Below are 12782 nucleotides of genomic sequence, written 5' to 3' on the forward strand. Positions count from 1 at the left end.
CTCGTACGCGGGCTTCCTGCCCGGCTTCCTCCTACCGGCCGCGCGTTCTTGGTTAGGGTCTCTCCCACGGGCCCGGCAGGGGCGGGCGGAAGCGCGCGGCGGGTGCCCGGTCCGGCGGGGTGCCGCGGCGGAGATCAAGTGTGCTGGATCGAAACGGAGTTGGGGACATGGCGACGGTTCCTCCTGACAGCGACGGGAGCGCGGCGCGCGAAGGGTATTACCCGGACCCCTCCATTCCCGGATATGTCCGGTACTGGAACGGGGTCTCCTGGGTGCCCGGCACGAGCCGGCCCGCCCCCGCCGCCGACGAGGCCCCGCCCACCCCGCCGCCGGGCGCAGCTCCCGCCCCGGCCCCCTCGCTCGCCGCCGTGCCCCCGGTCCGCAGCGCGCCGGCCGAGGAGACGGGCCCGGTCTTCCTCGACGAGCCCGAGGCCACGTCCGCTCCGGCCGCACCCGGACAGGGCGCCCAGCCGCAGCCCGCCTGGCACGCGGACGCCGCCCACCAGTCCGGCTTCGGCGGCGACCAGGACCGGCGCGTCTCCTGGGGCCGGCCGGTCGACCCGCGCGGGCTGCCCGAGGCGGACCCCCGCCTCCCCGACCCCCGCCGCCCGGAACCGGCCGGAACCCCCCACCCGGTGCCGAACCAGCAGCAGCATCAGAACCAGCAGCAGCAGTCGAGTCGGCAACACCAGCCGAACCAGCAACAGCCTCAGCACCAGCCGAATCCGCAACAGCCGCAGCCGCAGCCGCAGCCCCAGCCCCAGCGCGGACGGCTCGCCGGGACGCTTCCGCCCGCCGCCGTCGAGCCCTCCCCCGTCAGGGACCAACTGGCCGCAACGGCCGACCCGTTGGTCCCGGCGTCCACCGGCCGCGCGGACGGCTCGTACACCGCGCAGGCCCGGCCGTCCGCGCCCGCCGCGGCCCGGCCGTCCCCGCAGCAGGCCGACGCACAGGCCGACCCCGTGCCCGGTTCGCCGATGACGGCGGGGCCCGGGGGAGGGGCCGCGTCCTGGGCGCAGCAGGTGCACCGGCTCGCGCAGCCCGATCCGCAGGGGCCGGCGCAGGGGCAGCCGCAGGAACCCGTCGTGCCGTGGAAGCCCCCGGTCGCCGATCCGTTCTTCGCCGCCGCGCAGGCGCAGGCAGCGGCACGGCCCGCGGGGCTCGGCAGACGGCTCATCGCCAGGCTCGTCGACACCGTGCTGCTCGGCGCCCTCGTCGGGGGCCTCGCGGTGCCGCTGCTCACCCAGGTCGGCGACCACATCCAGGAGAAGATCGACGCGGCGAAGCTGTCGGGCCGTACGGTCACCGTCTATCTGCTCGACGGCACCACCGCGGGCTTCCTCGGGATGGTGCTCGGCGGCTTCCTCGTCCTCGGCCTGCTGTACGAGGCGGTGCCCACCGCGAAGTGGGGGCGCACCCTCGGCAAGCGGCTGTGCGGGGTGCAGGTGCGCGGCATCGAGTCGTACGAGCCGCCGACGTTCGGCCAGGCCGCGCGGCGCTGGCTGGTCTACGGGGTGCTCGGGCTGCTCGCGGTGGGCGTGGTCAATGCGGCGTGGTGCCTCTTCGACCGCCCGTGGCGCCAGTGCTGGCACGACAAGGCGGCCCGTACGTTCGTGGCGCAGGGCTAGCCGCAGAGCCGGGCGGGCACATGGCCCCGCGAACGGCGCCCCCCGAACGGCGTCCCTCCGCTCGCGGAGGGCTCGCGCGCGCGGTGCACTACCGGCATGAGTACCGATCAGCCGCCGCCCGGTCAGCCGCCCGAGGACGACCCGTTCCTCAAGAAGCCGTCAGAGCCTCCGCAGAGCGGTTCTCCGTACGGCGGCGCGCAGCCGCCGCCCGGCGGAGGCGGCCCGTACGGCGGCGGGGGTGGTCCGTACGGCGGGCCGCCTCCCCCCGGTGGCGGCTCGCCGTACGACAGCGCGCCGCCGCCCTCCGACCCGTACGGGGGTCAGTACGGCGGTGTCGACCCGCTGGCCGGGATGCCACCGCTCGCCGACTTCGGCAAGCGGTTCCTCGCCCGCTTCATCGACTTCCTGATCATCGCGATCCCGCTCGGCCTGATCGAGTGGGCGACGACCAACCGGGTCGTGATCTCGACCACGGACAACGGCGACTCCGGCACCGAGGTGATCAGCAAGGCGTACTCCGGCAGCGGTCTGCTGTGGCTGCTGATCACGCTCGTGGTCTACATCGGCTACGACACCCTGATGGTGTCGAAGTCGGGCCAGACACTCGGCAAGAAGTGGCTGGGGCTGCGGGTCGCGATGCTCAATGACGGCGCGGTGCCGACGACCAACGCGTCGCTCGCGCGGGCCGCCGTGCTGTGGGCGCCGTTCGTGCTCTGCTGCTACTGCCTGTGGGACATCGTCCTGATCATCACGATCGTGGCGGACAAGCCGTACCGGCAGGGCTGGCACGACAAGGCCGGCAAGACGGTGGTGGTGGTCTCAACCCCGCAGTGAGTGCTCGCGCGTGACGGCCCGCCGGGTGCGGGGGGCCGGAACACGCGCCGCGGCGGAACTCTCGACGGCCGCACGGTTCACCGGTGCCGCATCAGCGGCCGGTGCCGTGCGGCCGCCCGCGTCCGCCCGCGAGCGGCGGGGCAGCGGCATGGGGACCGTCACGGCGACGAGCAGGCCGAGCAGGAGCGCGGCGAGCACGATGACCGCGACTCCGACGCCGGACTCGGTGCGGGAGAGCAGCAGCATGGCGACGGTCGAGAAGACGACGGTGGCCGAACCGTAGGAGAGCTGTGCGGCAGTGGGACGCGGCATGGCGTTATCCGTCCTCAAGGTTCGGATAGGGGATGAGCTGCTCGACCGATCTCAACCGGCGGGCGCTGCCACCGGATCGCACTGCCAAGCGACTCTACGTCGGTCCATGCCCGAGCGGAACTGTTGGTAAGCGTGACCTAACCCACGGTGCCGGTGCACAGGGGGCGCACGGAGTCATTCCGGGATGCGCCCCGGTCCGGATGGCGAGACGTGTGCACCTGTTGTCCCGGTCTGTTAGCACACCTGTCACGTTCGGATAGCGGAACTCGCCTTCTGCATAATGTACTTGGCACGAACAAGTCAAGATCTGTCTTTTCTTTGGTAACTCCGGTCCAATGTCGTCACTTGAGACGCGTGTCGTGACCGGAACCAGCCCCTCACCCCCCGGTTCCTGCCGGCCGCGGGGGAGGAAAACATCAAGTGACCAGCAGCAGGAGGGCGGCAAGAGCCGCCGCCGTGCTCGTGGCTCTCGCCACGGCCGGCGCCACGGGCTCGGCATACGCCACGGCCCAGGCGGACACGAAGGCCCCGGCGGCCGTCCAACGTCAGGACCCGTCGAGGGCCAGCGGCCAGGAGCACAACCTCAAGGGCCCGTTCAGCGACCAGCAGGCCCAGCAGCGCCAGGCGGCGCTGGAGCAGGTCATCTCCGGCAAGAAGCAGGTGGAGAAGCGCGGCGGCTCCGACGTCGTCAAGCTCAGCGACAAGAAGTACGTCGAGCTCGGCCGCGAGAAGACCGACAAGATCTTCACGATCCTGGTGGAGTTCGGCGACCAGGTCGACAACACCACCATGTACGACCCGGACGGCCCGGACGGCCCCAAGCCGCCGCAGCCCAAGTACGGGGGCACCCCCGGCCCGGCGCACAACCAGATAGCCAAGCCGGACCGGTCGAAGGACAACTCGACCGCCTGGCAGGCCGATTACAACCAGAAGCACTACCAGGACCTGTACTTCGGTACCGGCAAGAACGTCAACTCGCTCAAGACGTACTACGAGAAGACGTCCTCGGGCCGCTACTCGGTCGACGGTCAGGTCACCGACTGGGTCAAGATCCCGTACAACGAGGCCCGTTACGGCTCCAACTACTGCGGCCAGACCAACTGCGCCAACGTGTGGGACACCGTCCGCGACGGCGTCAACGCCTGGGTCGCCGACCAGAAGGCCAAGGGCCAGACGGACGCGCAGATCAAGGCGACCCTCGGTCAGTACGACCAGTGGGACCGCAACGACTACAACAACAACGGCAACTTCAACGAGCCCGACGGCTACATCGATCACTTCCAGATCGTGCACGCCGGCGAGGACGAGTCGGCGGGCGGCGGCGCCCAGGCCACCAACGCCCTGTGGGCGCACCGCTGGTACGCCTACGGCACCGACGCGGGCAAGACCGGCCCCGCCAACAACAAGGCCGGCGGCACCCAGATCGGTGACACCGGGATGTGGGTCGGCGACTACACGATGCAGCCGGAGAACGGCGGCCTCGGTGTCTTCGCGCACGAGTACGGCCACGACCTCGGTCTGCCGGACCTCTACGACACCACGAACACCGCCGAGAACTCGGTCGGTTTCTGGTCCCTGATGTCGGCCGGCTCCTGGCTCGGCACCGGCAAGGACTCCATCGGAAACCTGCCCGGCGACATGACCGCCTGGGACAAGCTCCAGCTGGGCTGGCTCGACTACGCCTCGGTGAAGGCGGGTTCGAAGATCACCGCCAAGCTGGGCGTCTCGGAGTACAACACCAAGAACAACCAGGCGCTCGTCGTCGAGCTGCCCAAGAAGGAAGTCACCACCACCGTCGTGAAGCCCGCCGAGGGCTCCAAGCAGTGGTGGAGCGGGATGGGTGACAACCTCAACAACACCCTGACCCGCTCGGTCGACCTCACCGGCAAGTCCAAGGCGTCCCTGGACCTTTCGGGCTGGTGGGACATCGAGAAGGACTACGACTTCCTCTACACCGAGGTCTCCACGGACAACGGCGCCAGCTGGAACGCGATCGACGGCACCGCCAACGGCAAGGCCATCACCCGCGACTCCAGCGACAAGCCGGCCCTGACCGACGCCTCGGGCGCGTACCAGAAGCTGTCGTACCCGCTGGACCAGTTCGCGGGCAAGCAGATCCAGCTCCGCTTCCGCTACCAGACGGACGGCGGCGCGGGCGGCAAGGGCTTCACCGCCGACGCGATCACCGTCACCGCCGACGGCACCGCCGTCGTCACCGACGGCGCCGAGGGCGGCGACAACGGCTGGGCGGCGAAGAACTTCACCCGCATCGGGGAGTCCTCCACCAACGACTACCCGCAGTACTACCTCGCGGAGAACCGCCAGTACGTCTCGTACGACACGACCCTCAAGGTCGGCCCGTACAACTTCGGCTTCTCCAAGACCCGTCCGAGCTGGGTCGAGCACTACCCGTACCAGAAGGGTCTGCTCATCTGGCTCTGGGACACCTCCCAGAAGGACAACAACGTCTCGGCCCACCCGGGCCAGGGCCTGATCCTGCCGATCGACGCGCACGCCAAGCCGCTCAAGTGGGCCGACGGCACGTTGCTCCGCAACAAGATCCAGCCTTTCGACGCGCCGTTCAGCCAGTACCGGACGGACGCCTTCACGCTGCACAAGGCGGACGTGGCGACGAAGATCAAGTCGCAGGCCGGCGTCCCGGTCTTCGACGACCACCAGGGCACGTACTGGTACGCCGAGAACCCGACGGGCAGCGTCAAGGTTCCTGACACCAAGACGCGGATCTCGATCGTCGACCAGCCGTCCAACGGCCAGACGATCACGGTGAAGGTCGGCACCTCCACCAAGTAATTGTCAAAACCGCAGGTCAAACCATGATCGGCCGTCGCCCTCTAGCGGGCGGCGGCCGATCGTGTTTAGGTGCGTCCTACGAGTCCTTATTGACAGCGGGTCCAATGCGTCGTCTTGCAGGGGGAGTGGTCCGGCATGCCCGGCGGAGGTTATTGCAAGTTGCCAGGAGGCAGCGTGGTCGTCGCGCTGACCCTGCCGAACCCGGCGGCACCGGGTACCGACGTGCGCGTCCTGGTGCACGCCGTCAACCGGGCGCGGGCCCTGACCAGGCTCCGCAACCTCGGCCTGAGGGCGGTCTATCTGCGGGGCCAGACCGCGCCGCCCACCCTGGACGAGATCACGGCCGTCCTGCACCATCCCGACGGCCTGCTGTGGCGCACGGCCCCGGAGACCACCGAGGAGCTCTGGCATCCGATACGGGCGCTCCTGAGATAGCCGCGCCGACAGCCGCGCCCGCTCCGGGGCCCGGCTACACCACGGGCTTGCCGGACAGCTCGATGCCCGCGGCCCGCATCTCCTCGATCGCCGCGGACGTCGTGTGCTGCGCCACCCCGGCCGTCAGGTCGAGCAGGACGGTGGTGGCGAACCCGGCCCGCACCGCGTCGAGGGCGGTGGCCCGCACGCAGTGGTCGGTGGCGATACCGACCACGTCGACCTCGGACACCTGCCGCTCCCGCAGCCAGTCCGCCAGCGAGAGCCCGTTCTCGTCGAGCCCCTCGAAGCCGCTGTACGCCGCCGCGTACGCGCCCTTGTCGAAGACCGCGTCGATCGCCCCGCAGGCGACGGCCGGCGCGAAGTTGGGGTGGAAGCCCACGCCCTCGGTGCCGGCCACGCAGTGCACCGGCCACGAGTGCTCGAAGTCGGGCGTGTCGGAGAAGTGCGCGCCCGGGTCGATGTGGGCGTCGCGCGTGGCCACCACGTGGCGGTAGGCGGATCCGGCCGCCTGGCCCACCAGGTCGGTGATGGCGGCGGCGACATCGGCGCCGCCCGCGACCGCGAGGGAGCCGCCCTCACAGAAGTCGTTCTGGACGTCCACGACGATCAAGGCGCGGTGCATGTCGGCTGTCCTTAGGTCTGCGGGCCCGGGGCCGGCGGGGGCTGTTCCTTGAGCGTAGAGACTTCGCGCGGCGCACGGCAGGGGGCAAACGGGGGCGGAAGACCCCGCCGCCCCCGGGACGCCCGTACGGCGCCGTGGCTCACACGTACTCGGTCGGGATGACCGGCTCGCCGCGCGAGAGCTGGCTCGCGGACATCGGCAGCGCCGCCAGCGCGTCGATGTGCCGCTCGCGGGCGGTGTCCAGCGGCTCGCGGGCCACCACCGTGCCGCCCTTGACCAGCTCGACCAGGAGCTGGCGCTCGACGAGTTCGGTGGGGACCGCGCCGGTGCCGATGACCTCCGCCTCGGCGATCCCGTACGCGTCCGAGCGGCGCGCGGCCCACTTGCGGCCGCCCATCGACGACTTCGCGCCGAGCGACTTCTTGGCGACGGGGAGCAGCGGGGCCTTCGGGTCCGCGGACTGGGCGCGGGCGACCAGCTTGTAGACCATCGAGCAGGTCGGGTGCCCGGAGCCGGTGACCAGCTGGGTGCCGACCCCGTACGCGTCGACGGGCGCGGCGGCCAGCGAGGCGATGGCGTACTCGTCGAGGTCGGAGGTGACCACGATCTTGGTGGCGGTGGCGCCCAGCTCGTCGAGCTGCTGGCGCACCCGGTGCGCGACCAGGAGCAGATCGCCCGAGTCGATGCGGACCGCGCCGAGCTCCGGTCCGGCGATCTCCACGGCGGTGCGCACGGCCTCGGCGACGTCGTAGGTGTCGACGAGCAGGGTCGTGCCGCGGCCGAGCGAGTCGACCTGGGCGCGGAAGGCGTCCCGCTCGCTGTCGTGGAGCAGGGTGAAGGCGTGGGCGCTGGTGCCGACGGTGGGGATGCCGTAGCGGAAGCCGGCCGCGAGGTCGGAGGTGGTGCTGAAGCCGCCGACGTAGGCGGCGCGCGCGGAGGCGACCGCGGACAGCTCGTGGGTGCGCCGGGCGCCCATCTCGATCAGCGGGCGCCCGCCGGCCGCCGCGGACATCCGGGAGGCGGCGGCCGCGATCGCGGAGTCGTGGTTGAGGATGGAGAGGATCACCGTCTCCAGGAGCACGCACTCGGCGAAGGAGCCCTCGACGCGCAGGATCGGCGAACCCGGGAAGTAGACCTCGCCCTCGGGGTAGCCCCAGATGTCGCCGCTGAAGCGGTAGGAGGAGAGCCAGCGCAGGGTGGGCTCGTCCACGATGCGGTTCTCGCGCAGGAAGCCGAGCACGCCCGCGTCGAAGCGGAAGTTCTCCACGGCGTCCAGGACGCGTCCGGTGCCGCCGACCACGCCGTAGCGGCGGCCCTCGGGCAGCCGGCGGGTGAAGACCTCGAAGACCGAGCGCCGGTCGGCCGTGCCGGCCTTCAGGGCGGCCTGGAGCATCGTGAACTCGTACTGGTCGGTGAAGAGCGCGGTCGACGGCACGTCCACCGGCAGACCGAGGTCCGGGGCATTCACAGCGAGCTACCTCGCACTTTCGTCCGGGCCGGGCACACGCCGGCCGGGGGTCCGCGGGATGGCCCCCGGGAGGGGGCATGCGGGGATGCTACCCCGAATACTCGTCACTCTGACGATTTCTAGGGGCCCGTTTGTGCGATGACCGGTCCCTGGTGGCAGCATGGAGGCCGTGGCTGTGATTTTCGGGGGCCGACCCCGCACCCCCGGCAGGCCGCCTTTCCGGGGGACCGATCCCCGGTCCACCGGCAGAAGAGACGAAGGTCGCCCAGAGTCGTGAGCGTTGCCCCCGTAGAGATCGAACGCCCCGAGTCGGCGGAGTCGAGCCTTCCCGTCGCCGAGCCCGACGTGCCCTGGGTGACGCTCGTCCACAACGACCCCGTCAACCTGATGAGCTACGTGCAGTACGTCTTCCAGTCCTACTTCGGCTATTCGAAGGACAAGGCCCACAAGCTGATGCTCGACGTGCACCACAAGGGGCGGGCCGTGGTCTCCAGCGGCAGCCGCGAGGAGATGGAACGCGACGTGCAGGCGATGCACGGCTTCGGCCTGTGGGCCACGCTCACCCAGGACCGCGGCTGATGGCCGGGACCGTCAGCGGCTTCGAGCCGCTGCCCCGCGGCGGCGCGGCGGCCGCGTTCGACGAGGTCGAGATCGCCATCCTGCGCTCGCTCGCCGTCCAGCTGCTCGAACTGATCGGGCCCGGCGACGAGCCCGATCAGGACGCGGACCCGCTGGCCGCCCTGTTCGCCGAGGGGCCGAGCGCGCCGCCCACCGACCCCGCGCTCGCCCGGCTCTTCCCGGAGGCGTACGCGAGCGGGGAGAGCGACGAACTGCGCGCCAAATCCGCCGAGTTCAGGCGCTTCACCGAGAACGACCTGCGCGCGCGCAAGCGCGCGGACGCCCTCGCGGTGGTGCACGGACTGGACGCCCTGACGCCCAAGGGCGACGGTGGGGCCGTCCTCGAGCTGACCGCCGAGGACGCGCGGCACTGGCTCGGCGCCCTCAACGACCTGCGCCTGACCATCGCGACCCGTCTGGAGATCACGGACGAGGACGAGAGCGGCGAGCTGTACCGGCTGCCGGACGACGACCCGCGCAAGCCGATGGTGATGGCCTATCTGTGGCTGGGTGTGTTGCAGGAAACACTCATCGAAACGCTCATGGCCTGAGCGATCGACCGATAAAAGGCCGTTCGCTCAGCGGACGCTCAAATCCGTATAACGATCCCGTTACCACATCGACCTGCTTTGTCATATTGACGGCCCTTTGTCCGCTTCTTCCTGTGGTCTGCGCCACAAAGCCAGCTGGGGATCACCCATAAGGCCGTGATAAATCTTCACGACCACCCGGGGACGCCACCCATGTTCCCGGGGGCGCTTCGACCGGCAGACCGCCGGTGGCACTCCATCCACATCCGGGGGGATCAGGACCTGATCCGACGCTTCGTGACCGAGGCGGGCGGGTCAGCATGGAGAAAGGCGCACCACCATGACCTCAGCGCAGGTCGACCAGCACGGAGACCGTCCTGCCGGCAATGAGGCCGCGGGGACCGCCCAGGCTCCGGGCGAAGGCTCGGGCGAGGGATACCAGCGGGGCCTCGGGGCCCGGCAGATCCAGATGATCGCGATCGGCGGTGCCATCGGCACCGGCCTCTTCCTCGGCGCGGGCAAGGCCATCTCGAAGGCCGGCCCCAGCCTCATCCTGGCCTACGCCATCGCGGGCCTGGTCATCTTCTTCATCATGCGCGCCCTCGGCGAGCTGCTCATGTACCGCCCGGTGTCGGGCTCCTTCTCGGAGTACGCCCGCGAGTTCGTCGGCCCGTTCTGGGGCTTCGTGACCGGCTGGACGTACTGGCTCTTCTGGGTCGTCACCGGCATCACCGAAGTCACGGCGGCCGCCCAGTACATGTCCTTCTGGACCCACGGCAGCATCCCGCAATGGGCCTACGCGCTGATCTTCACCCTCATCCTGTACGCCGTGAACCTCATCTCCGTGAAGCTCTTCGGTGAGCTGGAGTTCTGGTTCTCGATGGTCAAGGTGACGGCCATCGTCGGCATGATCCTGATCTGCGCCGGCATCCTGACCGTCGGTTTCTCGGACGCCGCGGACACCGCCACCGTCGCCAACCTCTGGAACGACGGCGGGTTCTTCCCCAAGGGCATCGGCGGCACGCTGATGACGCTCCAGATCGTGATGTTCGCCTTCCTCGCCGTCGAGCTGGTCGGTGTCACCGCGGGCGAGTCCAAGGACCCCGAGAAGACCCTGCCCAAGGCCATCAACACCGTGCCGTGGCGCATCGCCGTCTTCTACATCGGCGCCCTGATCATGATCCTCTCGGTCGTCCCGTGGCACGAGTTCCAGCCCGGCGTCAGCCCCTTCGTCGCCGCCTTCCAGAAGATGGGCCTCGGCATCGGCGCGGGCATCGTCAACTTCGTCGTGCTGACCGCCGCGCTGTCCTCCTGCAACTCGGGCATGTACTCCACCGGCCGCATGCTGCGCGACCTCGCGCTCAACGGCCAGGGCCCGAAGGCCTTCACCAAGCTCACCAAGAGCGGCACCCCGCTGATCGGCACCTCGGTCTCCGCGGCGCTCATGCTGGTCGGCGTGTGGATCAACTACGTGGCGCCCGGCAAGGCCTTCGACTACGTGGTCTCCTTCGCCACCATCTCCGGCATGTGGGCCTGGATCATGATCCTGGTCTGCCAGATCCGCTACCGCCGCCTGTCCGACTCCGGCGCCCTGCCCCGGTCCAGCTTCCGCGCCCCCGGCGCCCCGTGGACCAGCTGGTTCGCGCTGGTCTTCATCGGCATGGTCATCGTGATGATGGGCATCGACAAGGACTCCCGCGTCTCGCTGTACTGCGCGCCGCTGTGGGCCCTGATCCTCGGCGTCTCCTTCCTGGTCCTCAAGGCCAAGAACCCCGAGAACAAGGCGTTCGCCAAGCAGAGCTGAGCCTCCGACGCCTCGCTGACCAGCAGGTTCTCACCATGCGGGCCGTTCCGTATCGCACCTCGATACGGGATGGCCCGTCTGCTTATCCTTGCCGACATGCTGACCATCACCCAGGCCCTGTACGACCAGCTCGTGGCGCACGCCCGCGCCGACCACCCCGACGAGGCGTGCGGAATGGTCGCGGGCCCGGCCGGCACCGGCCGCCCCGAGCGCTTCATCCCGATGCTCAACGCGGCCCGCTCGCCCACGTTCTACGAGTTCGACTCGCAGGACCTCCTCAAGCTCTACCGCGACCTCGACGACCGCGACGAGGAGCCGGTGATCGTCTACCACTCCCACACCGCGACCGAGGCCTACCCCTCCCGCACCGACGTGACCTACGCCAACGAGCCCGGCGCGCACTACGTCCTGGTCTCGACGGCGGACACGGACGGGGCGGGCGAGTTCCAGTTCCGCTCGTACCGCATCGTGGACGGCGTGATCACCGAGGAAGATGTAAGGGTCGTAGAGGCCTACTGACGAATACGCGTACGGGCGGATCTCGCGCATACTGTCCGTACGCAATTTCGATCACTGGGCGGCAGGACCCAGGAAGCCGGTGCGAATCCGGCACGGTCCCGCCACTGTGACCGGCACCGGGGGAAACCCTCCGGTGCCGGAAGCCAGGAACTGGCCTGCCGCCTTCTCCCATCGACAGGGGACGTGGAAATCCCCTTGGAGGAGCTAGGTCATGCTCTGGCGCCGCGCGGCACTCGCCGCCGCCCTGCTGTTCCCGCTCGCCGCGTGCACCACGCCGGCGCAGCCCGATGCCGCGGGCCCCGCCGCCCCCGGCTTCCCGTACACCGTCACCAACTGCGGCGTGACGACGACGTACACCGCGCCACCGAAGCGGGCGGTGACGATGAACCAGCACACCACGGAAGTGATGCTGGAGCTCGGCCTCGCCCAATCCCTCGCCGGGACCGCCTACTTGGACGACGCGGTCCTGCCGAAGTACGCGGCGGACTACCGCTCGGTCCCGGTCCTGGCCGCCGAATACCCCTCGTACGAGAAGCTCCTGGCGGCCAACCCCGACTTCGTCTACGGCGGCTACGCCTCGGCGTTCGCCGCCAACGAGGGCCGCGGACGCGAAGCCCTCGCCAAGAGCGGCATCAAGACCCGCCTCAACGTGGAGAACTGCCCCAGGGCCGCGGCCACCACCATGGACGACGTGTACGCGGAGGTCCGCGAGGTCGGCCGCACCTTCGGGGTGCCCGACCGGGCCGAGGCCTGGGTGAAGTCGGCCGAGGCCACCAACGCGAAGGCGGCCCCCGCGGGCGCGGCGCCCGTCCCGGTCTTCGTCTACGACAGCGGCGACGCCAAGGCGTTCACGGTCGGCGGCAAGGGCATCGGCAACGACATCGTGACGCGGGCGGGCGGACGCAACATCTTCGCGGACGACCTGAAGACGACGTCCTTCGGCGACGCGAGCTGGGAGAACGTGGTGGCCCGCGCCCCCGAGACCATCCTCGTCCTGGACTACGGCGGCACGAGCGTGGAAGCGAAGAAGAAGCGCCTGCGCGACGACCCGGCCCTCGCGTCCGTCCCCGCCGTCAAGAACAACAGCTTCGCCGTCCTGGCCCTGTCCGACATGGTCACGGGCGTCCGCGCCCCGGACGCCGTGGCCAGGCTGGCCGCGCAACTGCGGGCGGGCCGGTGAGGGGCGCCCGCGCGCCCCGCA

General features: G+C 70.2%; 12 protein-coding genes and 1 riboswitch. Of the genes, 9 read left to right on the forward strand and 3 right to left on the reverse strand.

What is annotated here, in order from left to right; genetic code table 11:
• Positions 1–167: 167 nt before the first annotated feature.
• Together OOJ98_RS02660 and OOJ98_RS02665 are read left to right on the forward strand one after the other, a co-directional pair.
• Positions 168–1628, forward strand: a complete 1461-nt coding sequence (locus OOJ98_RS02660) for an RDD family protein (protein ID WP_267052979.1) — start codon at positions 168–170, stop codon at positions 1626–1628.
• A 96-nt stretch (positions 1629–1724) separates the two neighbouring features.
• A complete protein-coding gene (locus OOJ98_RS02665) occupies positions 1725–2462 on the forward strand; it encodes an RDD family protein (RefSeq protein WP_267052980.1) in 738 nt (245 codons plus the stop codon).
• On the opposite strand, the gene OOJ98_RS02670 is transcribed toward OOJ98_RS02665, so the two are convergent.
• The gene (locus OOJ98_RS02670; RefSeq protein ID WP_267052981.1) at positions 2448–2774 is read right to left on the reverse strand and encodes a hypothetical protein; all 327 of its coding nucleotides are present in this window, start codon (positions 2772–2774) and stop codon (positions 2448–2450) included. The two genes, OOJ98_RS02665 and OOJ98_RS02670, sit on opposite strands and share 15 nt — an antisense overlap.
• A 420-nt stretch (positions 2775–3194) precedes the next feature.
• Between OOJ98_RS02670 and OOJ98_RS02675 the strand changes: the two genes are divergently transcribed.
• Together OOJ98_RS02675 and OOJ98_RS02680 are read left to right on the forward strand one after the other, a co-directional pair.
• Positions 3195–5585: an immune inhibitor A domain-containing protein gene (locus OOJ98_RS02675; RefSeq protein ID WP_267052982.1), complete on the forward strand. Its 2391-nt coding sequence runs from the start codon at positions 3195–3197 to the stop codon at positions 5583–5585.
• Between the two features lie 135 nt (positions 5586–5720).
• Complete coding sequence (locus OOJ98_RS02680; RefSeq protein WP_267052983.1) at positions 5721–6020, forward strand: hypothetical protein; 300 nt, start codon at positions 5721–5723, stop codon at positions 6018–6020.
• A 34-nt stretch (positions 6021–6054) separates the two neighbouring features.
• On the opposite strand, the gene OOJ98_RS02685 is transcribed toward OOJ98_RS02680, so the two are convergent.
• Both OOJ98_RS02685 and OOJ98_RS02690 read right to left on the reverse strand, forming a co-directional pair.
• Entirely contained in the window at positions 6055–6642 is a 588-nt protein-coding gene (locus OOJ98_RS02685) for an isochorismatase family protein (protein WP_267052984.1), read from the reverse strand.
• Between the two features lie 139 nt (positions 6643–6781).
• On the reverse strand, positions 6782–8110 hold the full coding sequence (locus tag OOJ98_RS02690) for a nicotinate phosphoribosyltransferase (protein WP_267052985.1): 1329 nt from the start codon (positions 8108–8110) through the stop codon (positions 6782–6784).
• A gap of 273 nt (positions 8111–8383) precedes the next feature.
• Here OOJ98_RS02690 and clpS point away from each other — a divergent pair, with 273 nt between their 5' ends.
• The 5 genes from clpS to OOJ98_RS02715 all read left to right on the forward strand — a co-directional run bounded on the left by clpS (position 8384) and on the right by OOJ98_RS02715 (position 12761).
• Entirely contained in the window at positions 8384–8689 is a 306-nt protein-coding gene (clpS, locus tag OOJ98_RS02695) for an ATP-dependent Clp protease adapter ClpS (protein ID WP_267052986.1), read from the forward strand.
• Positions 8689–9279 (forward strand): DUF2017 domain-containing protein, encoded by a 591-nt coding sequence (locus OOJ98_RS02700; protein WP_267052987.1) that lies wholly within the window; start codon positions 8689–8691, stop codon positions 9277–9279. The genes clpS and OOJ98_RS02700 overlap by 1 nt, the downstream gene beginning before the upstream one ends.
• A gap of 319 nt (positions 9280–9598) precedes the next feature.
• Entirely contained in the window at positions 9599–11062 is a 1464-nt protein-coding gene (locus OOJ98_RS02705; RefSeq protein WP_267052988.1) for an amino acid permease, read from the forward strand.
• Positions 11063–11158: 96 nt separating this feature from the next.
• The gene (locus OOJ98_RS02710) at positions 11159–11581 is read left to right on the forward strand and encodes a M67 family metallopeptidase (protein ID WP_267052989.1); all 423 of its coding nucleotides are present in this window, start codon (positions 11159–11161) and stop codon (positions 11579–11581) included.
• Between the two features lie 26 nt (positions 11582–11607).
• Positions 11608–11755: riboswitch (cobalamin riboswitch) on the forward strand.
• Between the two features lie 37 nt (positions 11756–11792).
• On the forward strand, positions 11793–12761 hold the full coding sequence (locus OOJ98_RS02715; protein WP_267052990.1) for an ABC transporter substrate-binding protein: 969 nt from the start codon (positions 11793–11795) through the stop codon (positions 12759–12761).
• Positions 12762–12782: the final 21 nt, after the last annotated feature.

Source organism: Streptomyces sp. NBC_00083 (assembly GCF_026343295.1).
Lineage (GTDB): Bacteria > Actinomycetota > Actinomycetes > Streptomycetales > Streptomycetaceae > Streptomyces.

Excerpts from the sequence above, each read along its gene's own strand:
- OOJ98_RS02665 (WP_267052980.1), top strand. The coding sequence starts at position 1,725 with ATGAGTACCGATCAGCCGCCGCCCGGTCAGCCGCCCGAGGACGACCCG.
- OOJ98_RS02660 (WP_267052979.1), top strand. The coding sequence starts at position 168 with ATGGCGACGGTTCCTCCTGACAGCGACGGGAGCGCGGCGCGCGAAGGG.
- OOJ98_RS02710 (WP_267052989.1), top strand. The coding sequence starts at position 11,159 with ATGCTGACCATCACCCAGGCCCTGTACGACCAGCTCGTGGCGCACGCC.
- OOJ98_RS02715 (WP_267052990.1), top strand. The coding sequence starts at position 11,793 with ATGCTCTGGCGCCGCGCGGCACTCGCCGCCGCCCTGCTGTTCCCGCTC.
- OOJ98_RS02700 (WP_267052987.1), top strand. The coding sequence starts at position 8,689 with ATGGCCGGGACCGTCAGCGGCTTCGAGCCGCTGCCCCGCGGCGGCGCG.
- OOJ98_RS02685 (WP_267052984.1), bottom strand. The coding sequence starts at position 6,642 with ATGCACCGCGCCTTGATCGTCGTGGACGTCCAGAACGACTTCTGTGAG.
- OOJ98_RS02680 (WP_267052983.1), top strand. The coding sequence starts at position 5,721 with ATGCCCGGCGGAGGTTATTGCAAGTTGCCAGGAGGCAGCGTGGTCGTC.
- OOJ98_RS02670 (WP_267052981.1), bottom strand. The coding sequence starts at position 2,774 with ATGCCGCGTCCCACTGCCGCACAGCTCTCCTACGGTTCGGCCACCGTC.
- OOJ98_RS02705 (WP_267052988.1), top strand. The coding sequence starts at position 9,599 with ATGACCTCAGCGCAGGTCGACCAGCACGGAGACCGTCCTGCCGGCAAT.